The sequence below is a fragment of the Serratia sp. G204Y genome (assembly GCF_051172435.1).
Classification (GTDB): Bacteria; Pseudomonadota; Gammaproteobacteria; order Enterobacterales; family Enterobacteriaceae; genus Serratia; species Serratia sarumanii.
Map to the genome: position 1 here is coordinate 245189 of NZ_JBPIZA010000001.1, position 20338 is coordinate 265526.

Sequence of the window (20338 nt, forward strand, 5' to 3'; positions counted from 1 at the left end):
ACAGTATTCTGGCCTGAGGAAGGCCGGTTGGCAAGAGGGGGCGTGGAATTTTGCATGATGCGTTCATTCTTGCGCGGCGTGTGGTACATCCTGCAGCTGAATCACCAATTCCGCCAGGCTGGTGGCCTGCATTTTCTCCATCACTTTTGCCCGGTGAACCTCCACGGTGCGCAGGGCGATATTCAACCGCTCAGCCATTTCCCTGTTCATCATGCCCCGCACCACCAGCTGCGCAATGTCGCGTTCTTTCGGCGTGAGCGTGCGGTAGCGGCCGCAAGTTTCATGGCGTTGCCAGGCCTCGGCGGAGACCTGCTGCGCCCGTTCGAGGGCGGCGATCAGCGGTTCAGCGGCGATCGGTTTTTGCAGGAAGTCCACCGCGCCGTACTTCATCTGCTCCACCGCCATCGGCACGTCGCCATGGCCGGACAGGAACACCACCGCCAGCGTGCTGCCGCGGCGGCGCAGCTCCCCGTAAACCTGGTGACCATCGAGCTTCGGCATCCGCATGTCCAGCAAGACGATCCCGGTCTGAAACAGGTCCGCCTGCGCCAGAAAATCGGCGCTGTCATTCCAGCATTGCACGCCGTGGCCGAGGCTGGTCAGCAAAAAATGGCAGGCGTCGGTGACGGCGACGTCATCATCCACCAGATAAATTAGCGACATGGTTTTCCTCGTTATCCAATATGAAATGCAGCGTTACGCACAGCCCGTTGCGGCTGTCGGGAGCCGGGCGGTTAGCCAGGCGGATTTCGCCGCCGCCATAGCGGGACAGGCGCCGGCAAATGGCTAACCCCAGCCCCATGCCGCCGGCCTTGGTGGTGTTGAAGGGGCGAAAAGCCTGTTCCAGCCCGGCCGTTGTCATGCCGCCCGCGTTGTCCTGCAGATGCAACTCCATCGCCCGTTCGCTCTTGGCGGCGGAAAGCCAGACGGCATTGGCCCCGGCCTGCGCCGCATTCAGCAGCAGGTTCGCCAGCAACTGTTCCAGCAGCGCCGGCGGCAGGGTTAGCGTCAGCGAAGGCGCCACGTTATTGAACAACGTCAGGTCGGGATAGCGCTGCGTCAGGCGCAGCAGCGTCCACACCCGCTCGGCGGTTTCGCTTACCGCGGTGGGGCGCCAGCGCGTTTGGTCTATCGCCTCCGCGGTGGGCTGCACCCACTGGCGCAGGTTATGAATCGTCTCGCCGCCGCGCTGCGCCTGCCGGTCGATATTTTCCAGCGGCCCCAGCAGCGGATGCCCGGCGTCCGTGTTGCGCAGTTGGATCAGGCACCCCTGCGCATAGTGGCGAATGGCCGCCAGCGGCTGGTTGAGCTCGTGCGCGAAGCCGGAGGCCATCTCCCCCAGCACGTTCAGCTGCCTGGCGTTTTCCAGCGCCCGTTCCTGCCGCCGCAGTTGCTCGTCGGCGCGGAGCAGCTGTCGCCCGCGTCGGCGCACCAGCAGCGCGATCCAGATATGGTTGACGATCAACAGCGCCAGCAGCGCCAGCGACAGGCCGACGGCCGTCTGATGCTGGATCAGCCAGCTCTTGATATCCAGCCATAGCCGCCGCTGTTCCGGGTGCTGATTGACGGCGCGCAGCAGCGTTTCCACCTCGCTGGTCGAGGCCGGTGCGCCCCACAGGAAGGGAGACTGGGGCGGTGCGGTCAGCAAGGCTCTCGCCACCGCATCCACCAGTGAGTTATCCAGGCCGGGCAGGGCGGCGAACGACCAGTTGGGATAAAGCGGCGTGCTGGTGACGCAGGGAGCCGACGTGGCCTGTTGCAGCAGCGGGCGAAAATCCGCCGGGTTGATCAGGCCTTCCTTGCCCATTTTCTCCAGCAGGCAGACCGGGACGATGGCGGCCTGAATGGCGCGCTCGCGCAACAGATAGAGCAGGGCGTCGGCAGGGAAACCGGTAAAGCGCAGGTGAAAATCGCGCTCGGGCCGTATGCCGGCGTCGCTGAGCGCCTTATAGCCGGTCAGATAGCCGCCGAAGGCCTGCGGATCGATGGCGCCCACCGTTTTGCCCATCAGCGCCTGCGGCGTCGTAATGCCGCTGTCGCGCCGCACCAGAATCACGCTGCCGATGATGTTGCCCGTTGCCCGATCGCCGTTGGCGGCGCGCAACGACGCCAGCCAGCGCAGATGATAGTGGCTGTTCAGCTGCACAAACTGCGCCGGATTAGTGACCACGAACTGCACGCTGCCCCGATTGACCGCTTCGCGCATCTGCGCCAGATCGAGCGGCCGCAGGCGGAAGCGTTCTCCGCCGACGCTGCCGTTGAGCCTGTCGATCAGCGGCTGCCAGTCACGCTCGGTCGCCGCATCGCCGCGCATCGCCAGCACGCCGACCGACCACTCGCCCGCCTGTGCCGCCATCCCCCAGCCGAGACTGAACAGCAGTAATAACACGACCCTCACGGCCCCTCCTGATGGGCAATTTGCCTGCCGCCACTTGTTTTAGATCAACGTTGGGTTCGGTATGTGGTTAACCACAATAGAGCTGAGCCCAATGTCATTTTTACACTGTAAATCATCGACATTGTTTATTCATCTAACGGGCATCAATAGCGTGATCGGGGTGATGCCCAGGGCGTGGGAGAGGCGCATGGATTTCGGTAAACGGCAGTTTTTGCAGCGGCTGGGCGTGTTGACGGCGGGGGCTTCGCTGATCCCCGTGGCGGAGGCCGGGCTGACGTTAGCGCCGACGCGGCGCGAGGGGGATGCCAGCCGCCGCTACGCGATGCTGATCGATCTGCGGCGCTGCGTTGGGTGCCAGGCCTGTACCGTCAGTTGTGCCATTGAAAACCAGACGCCGCACGGCGAGTTCCGCACCACGGTAAACCAGTACCAGGTCAGTCTCGAAGGCGAAGCGGTGGCGACCAACGTGCTGCTGCCCAGGCTGTGCAACCACTGCGACAACCCGCCCTGCGTACCGGTGTGCCCGGTGCAGGCCACCTTCCAGCGCGAGGACGGGATCGTGGTGGTCGACAACAAACGCTGCGTGGGTTGCGCCTATTGCGTGCAGGCCTGCCCGTACGATGCCCGTTTTATCAATCACGCCACCCAAACGGCGGACAAATGCACCTTCTGCGTACACCGGCTGGAGGCGGGATTGCTGCCGGCATGCGTGGAGTCGTGCGTGGGCGGGGCGCGGATCATCGGCGATATGCGCGATCCGCACAGCACGCTGAGCAAGCTGCTGCGGCGTCACGAGGCCGAGATCAAAGTCCTCAAGCCGGAGAACCAAACCGCGCCCCACGTGTTTTATCTGGGGCTGGATGATGCCTTCGTCACGCCGCTGCCGGGGCGGGCGCAGGTCGCCTTATGGGGAGAGGGACGATGAGCCGCCAACTGATGATCGCAGAGGTTTTGAGCCAGCCGCAGGCGGTGAGCTGGCTGCCGTGGGCCGTGCAATATTTCTTCTTTATCGGCATTGCCGCCTGCGCCGCGCTGCTGGCCTGCGTGTGGCGCTGGCGCGGTGGAGACAACGCCGCACATTTGGAGCGCGCGGCGCTGTTTATCGGGCTGACGTGCGCCATCACCGCGCCGCTGGCGTTGACCGCCGATCTGCATCAAACCGCCCGTTTCTGGCATTTTTACGCCTACCCGACGCCCTGGTCGTGGATGCCGTGGGGCGCGCTGTTCTTGCCGTTGTTTACCTTGCTGATCGGCCTGTGGTTTATCGCGATTGAATTTACACGGCTGACGGGCAGACCGGTTGCGCTGTTGCGTGGGATCGCGCCCGCCTGCGCGCTGGTGGCTATCGGCCTGCTGTTGTACACCGGGCGCGAGGTTTCCGTCGTGCGCGCCCGCCCAATCTGGTTCAGCTACGCATTTCCGATCGTGATGTTCCTCAGCGCGCTGCAGGCGCTCTTGGCTCTGTTGCTGTTGGCGATGCGCAAACGGCCCGGCCTGCAGGCGCCGCTGGCGCGCGGGATGCTGCTGACGCTGCTGCCGCTCGGCGGGGCGATCCTGCTGTGGGTGTGCGGCGATACGCTATCCGGCGCGGCGGTACGCCACTGGCTGCAGACGCAGGCGACGGCGCGCCAGTATGCTGCCGGCTGGATCGCGCTGTGGGGGCTGGCGCTGGCGTGGGCCGCCTGGGCGGCCTATCGACGTTTGCCGCGCGGCGGCGCGCCGCTGCTGGTGGCCTGCGCGCTGGGGCTGAGCTGGCTGATGCGCTGGACGCTGTTGATTGAGGTGCAGACCATCCCGAAATACAACGCGTCTTATTCCCCCTATAGCCTGCCGCTTGGTACCGATGGCTTGCTGGCGATCGTCGGCACCTTCGGGCTGTGGCTGGCGTTAATGATCATGGTGCGTGAAGCACAGGCGTTTTTACTGCGGAGAAAACAACATGGCTAAACTCACCCGGCGTCAGTGGTTGAAAGTGGGCCTGGCCTTCGGCGGGCTGTCCGCTTTCGGCCTGAGCTATCGCGAGGTCGCCAAACGGGCGATCGACGGCTTGATTCACGGCACCTCAGGGCGCGTGGCTCTGGATCGCATCAACGGCAACTCTCTGCAGCCCGAAGGGCGGGCAGTGCCGGAATGGCAAGGCAATCCGCAGCAGGCCATCTCGATGACCCAGTGCTTCGGTTGCTGGACGCAATGCGGCGTGCGGGTGCGGGTGGACAGGCAGACCGATCGGGTATTGCGTATCGCCGGTAACCCGTATCATCCGCTGTCTCAGGAGCGGCACCTCGACTCTGCGTTGCCGCTGCAGGACGCGTTTGCGCAGCTGGGCGGGGAGAGCGGCCTCGACGCGCGTTCCACCGCCTGCGCGCGGGGCGCTACGCTGCTGGAGGGGCTTTACAGCCCGCTGCGCGTGCTGGAGCCGATGAAACGCGTCGGCAAACGCGGCGAGGGCAAGTGGCAGCGCATCAGCTTCGAGCAGTTGATCGCCGAAGTGGTGGAGGGCGGCGATCTGTTCGGCGAGGGGCATGTGGACGGCCTGCGGGCGATCCGCGATCTGGAAACGCCGATCGATGCCCGACAGCCGGGGCTGGGGCCGAAAGCCAACCAGCTGCTGGTGACCAACGCCGGTGATGACGGGCGCGACAGCTTCCTGCGGCGCTTCGCCCAGAACAGCTTCGGCAGCAAAAATTTCGGCGCGCACGGCGCTTACTGCGGGCTGGCCTACCGCGCCGGTTCCGGCGCGTTGATGAACGATCTGGACAAGAATCCGCACGTGAAACCGGACTGGGAACAGGTCGAATTCGCGCTGTTTATGGGCACCTCGCCGGCGCAGTCCGGCAACCCGTTCAAGCGGCAGGCCCGGCAGTTGGCCAGCGCCAGATTGCGCAGCGAATTCCGCTACGCGGTAGTGGCGCCGGCGCTGCCGTTGACCACCACGCTGGCGGACGATCATGGCCATTGGATCCCGATATTGCCGGGCACCGACTCGGCGCTGGCGATGGCGATGATCCGTTGGATCCTCGACAATCGGCGTTATCAGGCCGGTTATCTCGCCATCCCGTCGGAGGCCGCTATGCAACGCGCCGGCGAGAAGAGTTGGACCAACGCCACGCATCTGGTGATCGCCGAGAGCGAGCACCCGTTGGCGGGGCAGCATCTGACGCTGGCCCATCTGAACGGCGCCGAGTCGGCGTCGCCGCTGGTGGTCAACGGCGCGGGGGAACTGGTGGCGGCCGAGACGTGCGACAGCGCCGAGCTGTGGGTAACCCGCACGGTGACGCTGCACGACGGCGCGCAGGTGGCGGTGAAGAGCGGCTTTCAGTGTCTGAAAGAGGCGGCCGACAAGCTGTCGCCGGAAGCCTACAGCCGGGAATGTGGCGTACCGGTGGCGCGCATCGCGGCGCTGGCCGAGGCCTTTACCGCCCACGGGCGCAAGGCGGCGGTGATCGCCCATGGCGGGATGATGGCGGCGAACGGGTTTTACAATACCTGGTCGGTGATGATGCTCAATGTGTTGATCGGTAACCTGAGCCTGGCGGGCGGGGTGTTCGTCGGCGGCGGCAAATTCAACGGTTTCGCCGAGGGGCCGCGCTATAACCTGGTCGAGTTTCCCGGCCTGGTAAAACCGAAGGGGTTGAATATCGCGCGCAGCAAGGCCGCCTATGAAACCTCCGACGAATACCGCGAAAAAGTGGCGGCGGGCGTTTCGCCCTGGCCGGCCAGGGCGCCCTGGTATCCGTTCGTCGCCGGGCAGTTGACCGAGCTGCTGACGTCGGCGCTGGCGGGATATCCGTACGGGCTGAAAGCCTGGATCTCGAACATGACCAACCCCCTGTACGGTATCGCCGGGTTGCGCGGCGTGGCGGAAGAGCGGCTGAAAGATCCGGCGCGTTTGCCGCTGTTTATCGCCATCGATGCGTTTATCAACGAAACGACGGCATTGGCCGACTATATCGTCCCGGACACCCATAACTTTGAGAGCTGGGGATTCAGCGCCCCCTGGGGCGGCGTCGCCAGCAAGGCCACCACTGCGCGCTGGCCGATAGTGACGCCGGCGACCGCGAAAACGGCGCAAGGGCAGCCGATCTCCATGGAGGCGTTTTGCATCGCCGTCGCCAAACGCCTGGCGCTGCCGGGGTTCGGCGATCGCGCTATCGGCGACGGCCGGGGCGGGCTGCTGCCGCTCAACTGCGCCGAGGATTATTATCTGCGCGCCGCCGCCAACGTGGCGTTTGCCGGCAAGGCGCCGGTGCCGGCCGTGAGGGAGGAAGAGCTGGCGCTGAGCGGCGTCGATCGCTTGTTGCCGCAGCTTGCGCAGACGCTGCGCGCCGATGAGATCGGCCGCGTGGCGTTTATCTACAGCCGCGGCGGCCGCTTCGCCGGTCATGACAGCGGCCGCCGCGACGGCAGCGTGGGCAACCGCTGGGAGAAGCCGCTGCAGATCTGGAATGCGGAAGTGGCGAAGCACCGGCATGCGATTACCGGCGAGCGTTTCAGCGGCTGCCCAACCTGCTACCCGGCGCGTTTGTCTGACGGCCGTGCGGTGGAAGAACTCTACCCTGAGCGGCAGTGGCCGCTGCGGCTGATGTCCTTCAAATCCAATGTGATGAGCAGCTCCACCGCGGTGATCCGGCGCCTGCACGACGTGAAGCCGGTGAACCTGGTGGCGCTGAACCCGGCGGACGGGGCGCGTTTCGGCATTCAACACGGTGATTGGGTGAGCATCAGCACCCCGGGCGGCAGTCGGGAGGCGCAGATCAGTCTGCTGGCGGGGGTGATGCCCGGCGTGATCGCGGTGGAACACGGCTACGGCCACCGGGAGATGGGCGCCAGCCAGCACTACCTGGACGGCGAGCCGCTGGCGATGGATAAGCGCATTGCCGCCGGCATCAATCTCAACGATCTGGGGTTTGCCGATCCGACGCGCGAAGTGCCGAACACCTGGCTGGACTGGGTGACCGGTGCGGCAGTGCGCCAGGGGATTCCAGCGACCATCGTCAAGCTTTCCGCGTAAACGGCAGACGAAAAAAAACCTGCTGTAACAGCAGGTTTACGGCGCGGGGGTTTTAAGCCTGCGTAAGCAGCTGCAAAAAGCGGCTCAGTGCGGCAAAAGGCGGCTCGCTGTTGCGCCAGAAGACGCCCACACTGCCTTTTTGCTCAATCTTCGGCAGATTCAGGATCGCCAACTGCCCCTGACTGGCATAATGCTGCGCCAGCCGTAGAGAAAGAATGGAGATCATATCGCTGCTTTGCAGTAGGTTGGTACTGACGTTCATTGATGCCGATTCAACCGTGTTTTCAGGCAGCATCACGCCGTTATCTGCCAGCGCATTATCAATGCTGAGGCGGATGGGTGTGCCGGTCGGCCAGACAATCCAGCGCCAGTGGGTGAGATCGTGCCAGGTGAGGGTGGTGGATTTTGCCAGCGGGTGGTGAGGGCGGGCAACAAAACACACCGGTTCGGTGTAGAGCACTTGATAGTTGAGCGGCAGTTGCAGCGCCCGCCCGCCAACGCGGCCCACGACGACGTCCACCGCGCCCGCGATCAGATCGTGCAGCAGCGGGGTCATTACTTTTTCCTCAATATTGAGATGAAGCGTCGGCATTTCCTGCAGTAGGCTCAATATGGCCTGTGAAACGCAGTCGGTGGCGACCGGTGAGCAGCCGATTTTCAGGCTTCCCACTAGCCCGCCTTGTTTAAAGCGGGCGATTTCAGACTGCGAACGTTCCAGGTCATTGATCAAACGCTGCGCATGCTGAAGCAGCAGTTTCCCCCCTTCGGAAGGGCGCAGCCCTTTGCTATGCCGCTCAAACAGTGTGATCCCAATCTCATCTTCGAGCTGCGATAACCATTTTGACAGAGCAGGTTGGGAGATGTTCATCATCCGGGCAACGTGGGTCAGATTTCCCTGTTCACCCAACGCCACCAACATTTGCAGATGGTGCAGTTTCATTTTCTGCGCCCAGTTCGCCATTTGTTATAACTCTCAGGTTATGTCTCTGTCTGAAAAGCCATTGTACATTTTATCGCTAAGAATACAAATTCATAACATATATAAAACAAGACAGACATCTACCTACCTGCACCGAGGCGCTCACTATGACTCAACGGCGTGATTTACAAGCACTGATCGACGCTGCTCCCATCGGTAAGACGCAGTGGCGCGTTATCATCTGCTGCTTTTTAGTGGTGATGCTGGATGGTTTTGACACCGCCGCCATTGGTTTCATCGCACCTGACATCCGCACCCAGTGGCAACTGACCGCCGGCGAACTGGCGCCGCTGTTTGGCGCGGGGCTGTTGGGGTTGACGGCGGGCGCATTGCTTTGCGGCCCGCTCTCTGACCGCTTTGGCCGCAAGCGCGTCATTGAACTTTGCGTGGCGCTGTTTGGTGCGCTGAGCCTGATTTCGGCCTTCTCCCCCGATCTGCCAACGCTGATCGTTTTGCGTTTTCTCACCGGCCTGGGGTTGGGGGGCGCGATGCCGAACACCATCACGATGACCTCTGAATATCTGCCTGCTCGCCGCCGTGGCGCGCTGGTCACGCTGATGTTCTGCGGTTTCACGCTCGGTTCGGCCCTGGGCGGGATCGTCAGCGCCCAACTGGTGCCGGTGATGGGGTGGCAAGGCATTTTGGTGCTCGGTGGCGTTTTGCCGTTGATGCTCTTTGTGGTGCTGCTGTTTGCCCTGCCGGAATCCCCTCGCTGGCAGGTCCGTCGCCAACTGCCGCACAAGGTGATTGCCAAAACGGTCAGCGCCATCACCCGAGAGTGCGATGAAGAGACTCATTTTTACCTCAACGAAGCCGCTGCGGTGGCCAAAGGGAGCATCAGCCCGCTGTTTGCAGGCCGCCAGCTGCGCATTACTCTCATGCTCTGGGTGGTTTTTTTTATGAGCCTGTTGATTATCTATCTGCTCTCCAGTTGGATGCCGACGCTGCTTAACCATCGCGGTATAGATCTGCAGCACGCCTCTTGGGTGACCGCCGCTTTCCAGATGGGCGGAACGCTGGGGGCGCTGGGGCTGGGGGTGTTGATGGACAAATACAATCCCTTCCGGGTTTTGGCGGCGAGCTACGCCCTGGGCGCCGTGTGTATCGTCATGATTGGCCTGAGCGAGAACGGCCTGTGGCTGATGGCGCTGGCCATCTTCGGCACCGGCATCGGCATCAGCGGTTCGCAGGTTGGGCTGAATGCCTTGACCGCCACGCTCTATCCGACACAAAGCCGGGCGACCGGCGTCAGCTGGTCCAATGCCATTGGCCGCTGCGGCGCGATTGTCGGCTCGCTTGCCGGCGGCGTGATGATGGCGATGAATTTCTCATTCGAAACGCTATTTTTCATTATTGCCGTGCCGGCGGCGTTCAGTACGGTGATGTTAATTCTGCTGACGGCTGTTGTTCGCCAGCCGGCCCCAGCCCCTGATACGTTGCCTCGCGCAGCGTCGTGAATGAAAAGGAGAATCCCTATGCCTGAACGCAATCAGGATGTTAACCCCAGCCGTCAGCAGTTCTACCGGCATATTTCCGCGCAGAATCTGACCCCATTGTGGGAGTCACTGCACCATTTGGTGCCGCAAACGCCGAATGCAAACTGCGCTCCGGCTTACTGGAACTATCAGGAGATTCGCCCACATCTTCTGGCCAGCGGCGAGTTGATTGGCGCCAAAGAGGCGGTTCGCCGCGTGCTGGTGCTGGAAAACCCGATGCTGCGCGGACAGTCCTCCATCACCCCGACGTTGTATGCCGGATTGCAGTTGATCATGCCGGGTGAAGTCGCGCCGAGCCATCGCCATAATCAGTCGGCATTGCGTTTTATCGTCGAAGGGAAAGGGGCATTTACCGCCGTTGACGGTGAACGTACGCAAATGCATGAAGGCGACTTCATTTTGACGCCGCAGTGGTGCTGGCACGATCACGGTAATCCCGGCGAGGAGGCGGTGGTATGGCTGGATGGGCTGGATCTGCCGCTGGTGAACTTGCTGGGTTGCGGTTTCGCGGAGGACTATCCGCAAGAACAGCAGCCCGTGACGCGCCAGGAGGGGGATTATTTACCTCGCTATGCGGCCAATATGCTGCCGTTGCGCCATCAGAAAGGCAACTCGTCGCCTATTTTCAACTACCGCTACGATCGCAGTCGGGAAGCGCTGCACGACCTCACCCGCTTGGGGGAAGTCGACGAGTGGGATGGCTACAAGATGCGCTACGCCAACCCGGTGACCGGCGGCTATCCCATGCCCTCGATGGGCGCCTTCCTGCAACTGCTGCCGAAAGGCTTTTCCTCACGGAAGGCGCGCACCACGGACAGCACCATTTACCACGTGGTGGAAGGGCGCGGCCAGGTCAGCATCGGCAACGAAACCATTCACTTTTTGGCAAAAGATATCTTTGTGGCGCCGACCTGGTTCGATGTGTCGTTTCAGGCGGACGAAGACACCGTGTTATTCAGTTTTTCGGACCGACCGGTTCAGGAAGCCCTGGGACTGTTCCGTGAAGCACGTTATTAATTTGGGAGAGACAAAATGACGCAATACGTATTTTCACCGCAAGCCCCCGTGACTGTTCCTGTCGTGGGGAGTGATAAGCAGTTTCCCGTGCGCCGTGTTTACTGCGTCGGGCGCAACTATGCCGCGCATGCCCGCGAAATGGGCTTTGACCCGGATCGTGAGCCACCGTTCTTCTTCTGCAAGCCTGCCGATGCGGTGGTGCCGGTGGCGGCCGACGAAACGCTGGCGTTGCCGTATCCGTCGCAAACCGACAACTATCACTACGAAATCGAACTGGTGGTGGCAATTGGTAAACGGGGGAGTGATATTCCACTGGACAAGGCGCATGAATACATCTGGGGATATGCTACGGGCCTGGACATGACCCGCCGCGATCGGCAGATGGACATGCGTCAGATGGGGCGCCCATGGGAAATCGGCAAGTCATTCGATCTTTCTGCGCCCATCGCGCCATTGCATAAAGCCGGCGACAGCGCAGACGTGAGTAGCGCACCTATCTGGCTGCAGGTCAACGGCAGCGATCGCCAGCGCAGCGACATCCGTCATCTGATCTGGTCGGTGAATGAAACCATCAGCTATCTGTCCGGCTTTTTTGAGCTGCAGCCCGGCGATCTGATTTTTACCGGAACGCCGGAAGGGGTGGGCGCGGTGGTGAAAGGCGATGTGATTACCGGCAATGTAGAAGGGCTAACCCCTATCGCCGTGAAGATTATCTGAGGCTGATTCAGAGGTGAATGATGAAGCTGTACAGTTTCTTTAATAGCTCAGCGTCCTACCGCGTGCGCATTGCGCTGGCGCTGAAAGGCATCCATTACCAGACGGTGGGCGTCAATATCCGCATTGGGCAACAGAATGAGCTGGCTTATCGGCGAATGAACCCGGTCGGGCTGGTGCCGACGCTGCTCACGGACGACGGTGAGTTTCTCAGCCAGTCGCTGGCGATTACCGACTGGCTGGATCGCCATTTTCCTCAGTTGCCGTTGTTACCGACGGCCGATCCGGCGCGCAGCCGGATACTGGAAATCGTCTATGTCATCGCCTGCGATATTCACCCGGTAAATAACCTGCGGGTTTTACGCTACCTGAGTGAAGAATTGAAGGTGAGTGACGAAGAGAAAAAACGCTGGTATGCGCACTGGATCCGCCAAGGACTGAGCGCCGTAGAACAGTTGTTGCTCCAGAGGCCGCCAGGCCCCTTCTGCGTTGGTGATACCCCGACGTTGGCGGACTGCTGCCTGATCCCTCAGTGGGCGAATGCCCTGCGGATGGGGTGCGATCTGAGCGGGTACCCGCGCTGTAAAGCGGTTTACGACGCCTGTACTCGGCTCCCGGCATTCATCGCCGCGGCGCCAGAAAACCAACAAGACAAAATCTCAGCCTGATCCCGAAAGGAGGAAAACAATGGCTAAAGTGATGCGCGCAATTATCGTGGGTGGAGGCATTGGCGGTGCAGCGACTGCGCTCTCGTTGGCTCGCCAGGGGATTAAAGTGATGTTGCTGGAAAAGGCGCACGAGATTGGTGAGATTGGGGCGGGCATTCAGCTCGGACCCAACGCCTTTTCCGCGCTGGATAGCCTGGGTGTGGGCGACGTTGCACGCGAGCGCGCCGTCTTTACCGATCACATAACCCTGATGGACGCGGTAAACGCCCAGGAGGTAGTGCATATTGAGACCGGGCAGGCATTTCGCGATCACTTTGGCGATCCCTATGCGGTTATCCATCGGGTGGATATCCACGCATCCGTCTGGGAAGCGGTATTAACCCATCCGGATGTGGAATACCGTACCTCAACGCAGGTGGTGAGTATCAGCCAAACGACGGATGATGTGACGGTATTTGATGAGCAGGGCAATCGCTGGACGGCGGATATTCTGATCGGCTGTGACGGCGTGAGATCGGTTGTGCGCCAGTACCTACTGGAGGATGCGCCGCGGGTGACCGGACATGTGGTTTACCGCGGCGTGATTGATTGCGATGAGATGCCGGAGGATTTACGCATTAACGCGCCGGTGCTGTGGGCGGGGCCGCACTGCCATCTGGTGCACTACCCGCTGCGCGGGGGGAAGCAATATAACCTGGTGGTGACGTTCCATAGCCGTCAGCAGGAGGAGTGGGGGGTGAAGGACGGCAGTAAAGAGGAGGTGCTCTCCTATTTTTCCGGTATTCACCCGCGTCCGCGTCAAATGCTGGATAAGCCGACCTCGTGGCGCCGCTGGTCAACCGCCGATCGTGAGCCGGTGGAGAAATGGGGCAACGACCGTATCACGCTGGTGGGAGATGCAGCACACCCGGTGGCACAGTATATGGCGCAGGGAGCCTGCATGGCGCTGGAGGATGCGGTAACGCTGGGTAAAGCGCTGGAAGAGCATGGAGGGGATGCGGCAAAAGCGCTTGCTCTGTACGAGTCGGTACGTATTCCACGCACGGCGCGCATCGTCTGGTCAACCCGTGAGATGGGCCGTGTTTATCACGCCGCAGGCGTTGAGCGCCAGGTGCGTAATCTGTTATGGAAAGGCAAATCTCAGGCGGAATTTTATCGCGGAATGGAATGGCTGTATGGCTGGAAAGAAGAAAACTGCCTGCAGCCGCGCTGAGAGAGAGGCCTTGCCCGGGCCTCCGCTAGCGCATGGGCCAAACCGGTGCGGCCTAATCCTCTCAATATGCAGACGAAAAAAAACCTGCTGTAACAGCAGGTTTTCTTAAATTTGGTCGGCATGAGAGGATTCGAACCTCCGACCCCCGACACCCCATGACGGTGCGCTACCAGGCTGCGCTACATGCCGACGCTATGAAAAATCATACTACCGATTCCCGATGTTAATGCAAGCGCCTCGCCACTTGATTGCTTTAGTTTTAAGCAGTTAGTTGGCGATAAAGCGTTTTACATCGGTCAGCACCTGCAACAGCAGAGCAAGCTGCGGTTTCTCGTCTTTTATTTCATCGCCGTTCTGATCGTAGACGCGATAGTTGCCGCTGTTGTCCAGCATCAGCGTCTGCGTCGGCGTGATGATCACCAGCTGATTGCCATCGCCGGTAGCGATCCAGTCGTTGCGGCGCTGGGCGGTGAACAGATCTTCGCCCTGCGAATAGTCTTTCGGCGCGGTCTTCACGTGCAGCAATCGTTGCATCAGGGTGCGCATCACGTCGTTATGGCCGGTCAGCTTGCTGATGGTCTGCGCCGGGGTGCCCGGCCAGTGGATCACCAACGGCACCTGCAGCTGCGCCTGGTTGAAGCCGGTGCCGGCGCCCCATTGGCCTTTGCCGCTGTCGTTGAACTCGACGCCGTGCTCGGCGGTGATCACCACCACGGTTTTATCCAGCAGGCCACGCTGTTTCAGGGTGTCCAGCACCTGGGCTATCTGGGCGTCCACGTCTTGCGCGCCGGTGCGATAGCGCCGAATAAAGTCGGCCGGCGCCGGGGTTTTGTCGCCTTCGACAGCCTCGGCGCCGCTGAAGCTGATATAGGAGAACCACGGCTCTTTGCTACCCTGATCCGCCAGCCAACGCTGCCATTGCTGCGTGGTTTGCGCGTCGCTTTGCGGCGCCGGCGTCGGCAGCGAGAAGTCGGTCAACAGCGCCTGACGGTACAGGCTGGCGTTGAAGCCATCGGAGGAGAACAGCCCCAGCTGGTAGCCCCGATCGCCGAGCGCAGCGATCAGCGCCGACGGCTTGCGGCCGGCGAGCACGCTGTCCAGATAGGTCGGGGAAATGCCGTAGAACAGGCCGAACAGCCCGGTATCGGCATGGTTGCCCGAACTGTAATGATCGCTGAAACGCACGTTTTCCTGGGCGAAGCGCGTCAGCGCCGGCATATCCTGCGCCACGTCTTTGGCGCGAATGCCGTCCACCACGATCATCAGCAGGTTATAGCCGCTGCCTTTATCGCCGTAGCTGAGATCGCTGAGCGGATACTCTACCGCCACCGCTTCCGGGTTGCCCTGTTGCATCAGGCGGCGCTCATACTCTTGCTGGTCGAGCAGGCCGTGTTTTTCGAGGAACTTGCGCGCGGTCATCGGGTACGAGAGCGGCAGGTTGGCTCGCTGCATGGTGATCGGGCGATAGAAGTTGGCGTCGGCCCAGATGTAAATCAGGTGCGACGCGAAAAAGGCGCTGATAAACAGCGCCGCCAGCGGTTTGCCGAAGCGGCGGCGGTTCAGGCTGCGCAGCTTCTGCCAGCTCCAGGTGGCGAACAGCATCTCCACCAGGAAGATCGCCGGCACGCAGATGAACATCAGTTGCCAGTCGCGCGAAAGCTCGCTTTGGTCCGGGTTGACCACCAGATCCCACACCACCGGATTGAGGTGCAGGTGGAAATGGGAGAACACTTCGCTGTCGACCAGCAACAGCGTGAGCCCGATGGTGGCCAGCGCGGCGGAAATAAATCGCAGCAGCCGCTGCGACATCACCACGAAGGTGAGCGGGAAGATCACCAGCAAATAGCCGGCGAACACGATAAAGCTGAAATGCCCCAGCAGGCTGACAAAGGCATAAACCCGGCCCAGCAGGGATGCGGGCCAGTCGGTGACAAACAGGTAACGGCTGCCCAGCCCAAGGGCGAGCAAAATGTTGAATAAGGCGAACCAGTGCCCCCAGCTGATCATCTGGGAGACTTTTTCACGATAACGCTGACGGTTTGTCACCATAAGTCAATATTAATGTGCTTTATCTTCACGGACAGAAGCCTGCAGGGCTTCCGCGAACGATCTCGCCAGGGTTTTCCGCTGCGCGGGGGCAACGCTGGTGTTGATCAAATTAGTGACCATATTGCCCAGCACCATCAGGGAAAGATCGGTGGGGGTATGGTGTTTTTCCAGAACATTGACCAGCTCTGAGAGCAGTTGTTCAACGTGTTCGTCACTGTAACGGGATGATTGTGGCATAAAATTGCGCTTAGTAATCTGCAAAGTGCCCTATCTTACCGTATAGGGCAGTGATTTTCCGCTCTTTTATCACTTCCTGTCATTCGGGAAATTGTTCGCCCGCGCCGGGGCTGCCCCTTGCAGCGCCTTTCCGGTTTGCCGCGGTTTTTAGTATTGCAGGGCGGGGCCTTCAGTGTTTGAATACGCGCCTAAAGAACAGGAGGATTTACCATGAGTCTGGATATCGACCAGATCGCTCTGCACCAGTTGGTGAAACGCGACGAGCAAACGCTGGACGTGGTGCTGCGCGATTCCTTGCTTCCCACCAACGCGGCGGTGGAAGAAATGATGACGGAACTGCATCGCGTCTATAGCGCCAAGAGCAAGGCCTTGGGCCTGTTCAACGAAGGCAGCGAGCTGGCGGAAGCGCTGCGCACCTGCCGCAAGGACGATAAGGACTTTCTGGCCTTCAGCCGCGCGGCGACTGGCCGCCTGCGCGACGAACTGGCGAAGTATCCGTTCGCCGAAGGCGGCGTGGTGCTGTTTGGCCAATACCGTTATCTGGCGGTGGAGTATCTGCTGATCGCGGTGCTGAACAGCCGTAACAGCATGCGCGTTAACGAAGAGCTGGATATCAACACCACGCACTATCTGGACATCAACAACGCCGATATCGTCGCGCGCATCGATCTGACCGAATGGGAAACCAACCCGGAATCGACCCGCTACCTGACCTTCCTGCGTGGGCGCGTGGGCCGCAAGGTCGCCGACTTCTTCATGGATTTCCTGGCGGCATCCGAAGGGTTGGACGCCAAGGCGCAAAATCGTGGGCTGCTGCAGGCGGTGGACGACTACTGCGCCGATGCGCAGCTGGACAAGAACGAGCGCCAGTCAGTGCGCCAGCAGGTGTACAGCTACTGCAACGAACAGCTGCAGGCGGGCGAAGAGATTGAGCTGCAGGCGCTGTCGCAGGAGCTGTCGCCGGTCGGCGAGAAAGACTTCATGCAGTTCTCCAGCGAGCAAGGGTATGAGCTGGAAGAAAGCTTCCCGGCGGATCGCGGCACGCTGCGCCAACTAACCAAATTCGCCGGCAGCGGCGGCGGTATCAGCCTGAACTTCGACGCCATGCTGCTGGGCGAGCGCATTTTCTGGGATGCGGCCACCGACACCCTGACCATCAGAGGCACGCCGCCGAATCTGCGCGATCAGCTGCAGCGCCGGACCGGCAGCGGCAAGTAAGCGCGCCGAATCGCAGACAATAAAAAACGCCGCAATTGCGGCGTTCTTTATTTCGGCGTCCCGAAAGGTTCGAAAACGTAGCGATTAAACGCGAACGAAGTCGATGTGAGCCAGTTTTGGCTTGAACGGGTGACGCTGTACAGCCTGAACCTTAACTTTGGTTTCTTTACCGTCGATAACCAGAGTTACTGCTTCGCTGTAGAATTCTGGTTTAGCTTCCATGTTCTTGACAGAATCATGGTCCAATTCGATGGAAACTGCAGCTTCTTTGCCACCGTAAACGATAGCTGGGAATTTGTTTGCTGCACGCAGGCGGCGGCTCGCACCTTTACCCTGGTCTTTACGTACTTCTGCATTGATAGTGAACATTGTTTTTTCTCTTAAAAGAAAATTTACCCTGCTACAGGCGACCCAAGTAGCAAGTTCGGAATTCCGCTTTAACGCTGGGCAGGCCCAGGTAAAGCGCGCGGCATTTTAACGGAAAGCCGCCTGCAGGGCAACGAAAACCTGCCCAGATTGAGGGCCGTTCGCTCAGGCCAACTGATTGGCGCGGCGGAAACGGCCTTGATAATCGAACACTTTCTCGCGCACCTGCCAAAACTGCCCGCGCTTGCGCGCCACCACGAAATCCGGATGGCGCAGCGCCTGCTGTTGCGCCAGCACGTCGGCGGCGGTGTGCCAGGCGAACGGCACGCCCGGCGCGCGCTGGTGCGGGCGCAGGAACAGCATTTCGAACGCTTTGCGCTGCGCCGGCGTTTGCAGGCGGAAACGCTCGCTGGTGCTGGTGCCGTCCTCGTCGTAATAGGTGGCCTTCAGCCATTCGCCCTTGTCGTCGCGGCCGCTCTGCAATTCCATGCCGCCGCAGCGTAGCACCAGCGCGTCTTTCAGCTTCAGCGCCGCCTTCAGCATGTCATCGGGATCGACCAGCACCTCCTGGCACTGATGGCAGCGGCGCGCGGCGATGTCGTTCTCCGCGCCGCAGTGCGGGCAGCTCTTGAACCGGAAGCGGTAATCGCACTGTTCGCGGTGGCCGTCGTCGTCTTCCAGCCAGCCCTGACAGCGGCGGCCGTAGTGCTCGATGATGTCGCCATTCTCGGTGCACTTGCCCCAGAACAGGTTGGCGAAGCCGCAGGCCGGGCAGAACACCTGCACCGGCTGGCTGTCGCCGTGCGGCTTGCTGACGCCGACCTCCGGCGTGAACAGATCGTGCGGGTTGCCGGCGTAGTCGAGGATCAGGCAATCCTCCTTGCCGGGCGCCAGCCGCAGACCGCGGCCGACGATCTGCTGATACAGGCTGACGGACTCGGTCGGGCGCAGAATAGCGATCAGATCGACGTGCGGCGCGTCGAAACCGGTGGTCAATACCGCTACGTTGACCAGATAGCGCAGCTGCTGCTGTTTGAACGCCTCGATCAGCGCATCGCGCTCGGCGGGCGGCGTTTCGGCGCTGACCAGCGCGGCCTCGCCGTTCGGCAGCAGGCCGTGGATCTCGCGGGCGTGCTCGACGGTGGCGGCGAAGATCATCACCCCTTTACGATCTTGGGCGTACTCTACAATCTGGCTGATGATATGCGGCGTGACGCGGTTTTGCCGCTTCAGCTCACGGTTCAGATCCGCTTCGCTGAACAGGCCATTGCTTCTGGCCTCCAGCCGGCTGAAATCGTACTGCACGATCGGCATGTCCAGCCGCTCAGGCGGCACCAGGAAGCCGTTCTTAATCATGTAGCGCAGCGGCAGCTCGTAGATGCAGTCGCGAAACAGGCTGGCGCCGTCGCCGCGGGTGAAGCCGTGGTAGTGATACTGGTAAATCCAGCCCTTGCCCAGGCGATAGGGCGTGGCGGTCAGCCCCAGCAGCCGCAGCTGCGGGTTGGTTTTCTGCAAATGCTGGATGATTTGCTGGTACTGGCTGTCGTCGTCGTCGCTGATGCGGTGGCATTCATCGACGATCAGCAGCGAAAAGGCGCCGTCGAACAGCGGCAGGTTGCGCGCCACCGACTGCACGCTGCCGAACACCACCTTGCCGGCGCTCTCTTTTTGTTGCAGGCCGGCGGCGAAGATGTCCGCTTCCAGGCCGTAGGCGCAGTATTTGGCGTGGTTTTGCGCCACCAGTTCCTTGACGTGCGCCAGCACCAGCACCCGCCCGCGGGCGCGCTTCGCCAGTTCGGCGATCACCAGGCTTTTGCCGGCACCGGTCGGCAGCACGATCAGCGCCGGTTCGGGGTGCCGCCGGAAATGATTGATGGTGGCTTCGACCGCTTCCAGTTGGTAGGGGCGTAGGGTAAAGGCCATAAATGAACGCCGTAGGTTGGAATGGGCCGCCGGGAAGCGGTTTTGTCACCTCTGTTCCCACAGAAAGCGTGACATTTTACGCCCCGGGCGGCCGAAAAATTTCCATTATTATGCCTTCTGTGCGCGCGCGGTGCGAGAAGCGTGAAAATTACCCCTGTCGGGCAACGCGTTGTGCCGCTATACTCGTGTGACAGCAATCGCTGTTCCCCCACGCGATTTCCCCCCTGAACCTGCCATTTGCACCCGGTGCAACGGCGGGCGTCATATTTTGGCAATACGATCAATGCGATCATAACAACGACAGGCAAAGCAGATCCCATGCGATTGGACAAGTTTTTATCTCAGCAGTTAGGCATCAGCCGTGCGCTGGTCGCGCGCGAACTTCGGGCTAAACGCGTCACCGTTGACGGTGAGGTGGTGAAGAGCGGGGCGATCAAACTGACCCCGGAGCAAGAAGTGGCGTTCGACGGCAATCCGCTGCAGCAGCAGAACGGCCCGCGCTATTTCATGCTCAACAAACCGCAGGGCTACGTCTGCTCCACCGACGATCCCGATCATCCGACGGTGCTGTATTTCCTCGATGAGCCGGTCGCGTACAAGCTGCACGCCGCCGGGCGGTTGGATATCGACACCACCGGGCTGGTGCTGATGACCGACGACGGCCAGTGGTCGCACCGCGTCACGTCGCCGCGCCACCACTGCGAGAAAACCTATTTGGTCACGCTGGAGCACCCGTTGGCGGAAGACACCGCGCAGCGTTTCGCCGAAGGGGTGCAACTGCACAACGAGAAAGATCTGACGCGACCGGCGACGTTGGAGCAGGTCGACGAGCGCGTGGTGCGCCTGACCATCAGCGAAGGGCGCTACCACCAGGTGAAGCGGATGTTCGCCGCCGTCGGCAACCGGGTGATCGAGTTGCACCGTGAGCGCATCGGCGCCATCGTGCTGGATGACGATCTGGCGCCGGGCGAATACCGCCCACTGACCGAAGAAGAGATCGCTAGCGTGGGCGCGCCGCACCTGCAGGACTGATAACCGATCATTGATTG

General features: G+C 61.2%; 17 protein-coding genes and 1 tRNA gene. 10 read left to right on the forward strand and 8 right to left on the reverse strand.

Translation table 11 applies throughout. The features are described 5' to 3' along the window. Positions 1-63: 63 nt before the first annotated feature. Together ttrR and ttrS are read right to left on the reverse strand one after the other, a co-directional pair. On the reverse strand, positions 64-663 hold the full coding sequence (gene ttrR, locus ACSBQQ_RS01200) for a tetrathionate respiration response regulator TtrR (RefSeq protein WP_060426056.1): 600 nt from the start codon (positions 661-663) through the stop codon (positions 64-66). Further along, positions 638-2356 carry a tetrathionate respiration histidine kinase TtrS gene (gene ttrS / locus ACSBQQ_RS01205; RefSeq protein WP_230200372.1) on the reverse strand — a complete coding sequence of 573 codons (1719 nt, stop codon included), beginning with the start codon at positions 2354-2356 and terminating at the stop codon, positions 638-640. Before ttrS ends, ttrR begins: the two co-directional genes overlap by 26 nt. A gap of 229 nt (positions 2357-2585) precedes the next feature. Between ttrS and ttrB the strand changes: the two genes are divergently transcribed. Genes ttrB through ttrA form a run of 3 tightly spaced genes read left to right on the forward strand, consistent with a single transcriptional unit; the run spans position 2586 to position 7409 of the window. Further along, the gene (ttrB, locus tag ACSBQQ_RS01210; protein ID WP_033635289.1) at positions 2586-3323 is read left to right on the forward strand and encodes a tetrathionate reductase subunit TtrB; all 738 of its coding nucleotides are present in this window, start codon (positions 2586-2588) and stop codon (positions 3321-3323) included. Continuing rightward, the gene (gene ttrC / locus ACSBQQ_RS01215; protein WP_033648020.1) at positions 3320-4345 is read left to right on the forward strand and encodes a tetrathionate reductase subunit TtrC; all 1026 of its coding nucleotides are present in this window, start codon (positions 3320-3322) and stop codon (positions 4343-4345) included. The genes ttrB and ttrC overlap by 4 nt, the downstream gene beginning before the upstream one ends. After that, a complete protein-coding gene (gene ttrA / locus ACSBQQ_RS01220) occupies positions 4338-7409 on the forward strand; it encodes a tetrathionate reductase subunit TtrA (RefSeq protein ID WP_060426055.1) in 3072 nt (1023 codons plus the stop codon). Before ttrC ends, ttrA begins: the two co-directional genes overlap by 8 nt. Before the next feature lie 52 nt (positions 7410-7461). Here the strand turns inward: ttrA and ACSBQQ_RS01225 are convergent, their stop codons facing one another. Beyond that, the gene (locus ACSBQQ_RS01225; protein WP_060426053.1) at positions 7462-8370 is read right to left on the reverse strand and encodes a LysR family transcriptional regulator; all 909 of its coding nucleotides are present in this window, start codon (positions 8368-8370) and stop codon (positions 7462-7464) included. A gap of 125 nt (positions 8371-8495) precedes the next feature. On the opposite strand from ACSBQQ_RS01225, the gene mhbT reads away from it, so the two are divergent. The 5 genes from mhbT to ACSBQQ_RS01250 are packed head-to-tail and all read left to right on the forward strand — an operon-like array spanning position 8496 to position 13496. Further along, on the forward strand, positions 8496-9845 hold the full coding sequence (gene mhbT, locus ACSBQQ_RS01230) for a 3-hydroxybenzoate transporter MhbT (RefSeq protein WP_033648017.1): 1350 nt from the start codon (positions 8496-8498) through the stop codon (positions 9843-9845). Between the two features lie 18 nt (positions 9846-9863). Next, a complete protein-coding gene (gene gtdA / locus ACSBQQ_RS01235) occupies positions 9864-10901 on the forward strand; it encodes a gentisate 1,2-dioxygenase (protein ID WP_033648016.1) in 1038 nt (345 codons plus the stop codon). 15 nt (positions 10902-10916) lie between these two features. Continuing rightward, positions 10917-11618 carry a fumarylacetoacetate hydrolase family protein gene (locus ACSBQQ_RS01240; RefSeq protein ID WP_033648015.1) on the forward strand — a complete coding sequence of 234 codons (702 nt, stop codon included), beginning with the start codon at positions 10917-10919 and terminating at the stop codon, positions 11616-11618. A gap of 20 nt (positions 11619-11638) precedes the next feature. Beyond that, positions 11639-12283, forward strand: a complete 645-nt coding sequence (gene maiA, locus ACSBQQ_RS01245) for a maleylacetoacetate isomerase (RefSeq protein ID WP_033648151.1) — start codon at positions 11639-11641, stop codon at positions 12281-12283. A gap of 19 nt (positions 12284-12302) precedes the next feature. After that, positions 12303-13496: a 3-hydroxybenzoate 6-monooxygenase gene (locus ACSBQQ_RS01250; RefSeq protein ID WP_060427716.1), complete on the forward strand. Its 1194-nt coding sequence runs from the start codon at positions 12303-12305 to the stop codon at positions 13494-13496. Positions 13497-13608: 112 nt separating this feature from the next. Here ACSBQQ_RS01250 and ACSBQQ_RS01255 read toward each other — a convergent pair. The 3 genes from ACSBQQ_RS01255 to ACSBQQ_RS01265 form a co-directional block, all read right to left on the reverse strand. Beyond that, a tRNA-Pro gene (locus ACSBQQ_RS01255) sits at positions 13609-13685 on the reverse strand. 78 nt (positions 13686-13763) lie between these two features. After that, complete coding sequence (yejM, locus tag ACSBQQ_RS01260; protein WP_033635286.1) at positions 13764-15545, reverse strand: LPS biosynthesis-modulating metalloenzyme YejM; 1782 nt, start codon at positions 15543-15545, stop codon at positions 13764-13766. 9 nt (positions 15546-15554) lie between these two features. Beyond that, complete coding sequence (locus ACSBQQ_RS01265) at positions 15555-15782, reverse strand: YejL family protein (RefSeq protein WP_004935782.1); 228 nt, start codon at positions 15780-15782, stop codon at positions 15555-15557. Positions 15783-15992: 210 nt separating this feature from the next. On the opposite strand from ACSBQQ_RS01265, the gene yejK reads away from it, so the two are divergent. Then, positions 15993-17000, forward strand: a complete 1008-nt coding sequence (gene yejK / locus ACSBQQ_RS01270; RefSeq protein WP_033635284.1) for a nucleoid-associated protein YejK — start codon at positions 15993-15995, stop codon at positions 16998-17000. Between the two features lie 84 nt (positions 17001-17084). Here the strand turns inward: yejK and rplY are convergent, their stop codons facing one another. After that, positions 17085-17369, reverse strand: coding sequence for a 50S ribosomal protein L25 (rplY, locus tag ACSBQQ_RS01275; RefSeq protein WP_004935776.1), 285 nt, complete (start codon positions 17367-17369; stop codon positions 17085-17087). Between the two features lie 162 nt (positions 17370-17531). After that, positions 17532-19289: a DEAD/DEAH box helicase gene (locus ACSBQQ_RS01280; protein ID WP_033635283.1), complete on the reverse strand. Its 1758-nt coding sequence runs from the start codon at positions 19287-19289 to the stop codon at positions 17532-17534. A gap of 318 nt (positions 19290-19607) precedes the next feature. On the opposite strand from ACSBQQ_RS01280, the gene rsuA reads away from it, so the two are divergent. Beyond that, the gene (gene rsuA, locus ACSBQQ_RS01285) at positions 19608-20321 is read left to right on the forward strand and encodes a 16S rRNA pseudouridine(516) synthase RsuA (protein WP_033648013.1); all 714 of its coding nucleotides are present in this window, start codon (positions 19608-19610) and stop codon (positions 20319-20321) included. Positions 20322-20338: the final 17 nt, after the last annotated feature.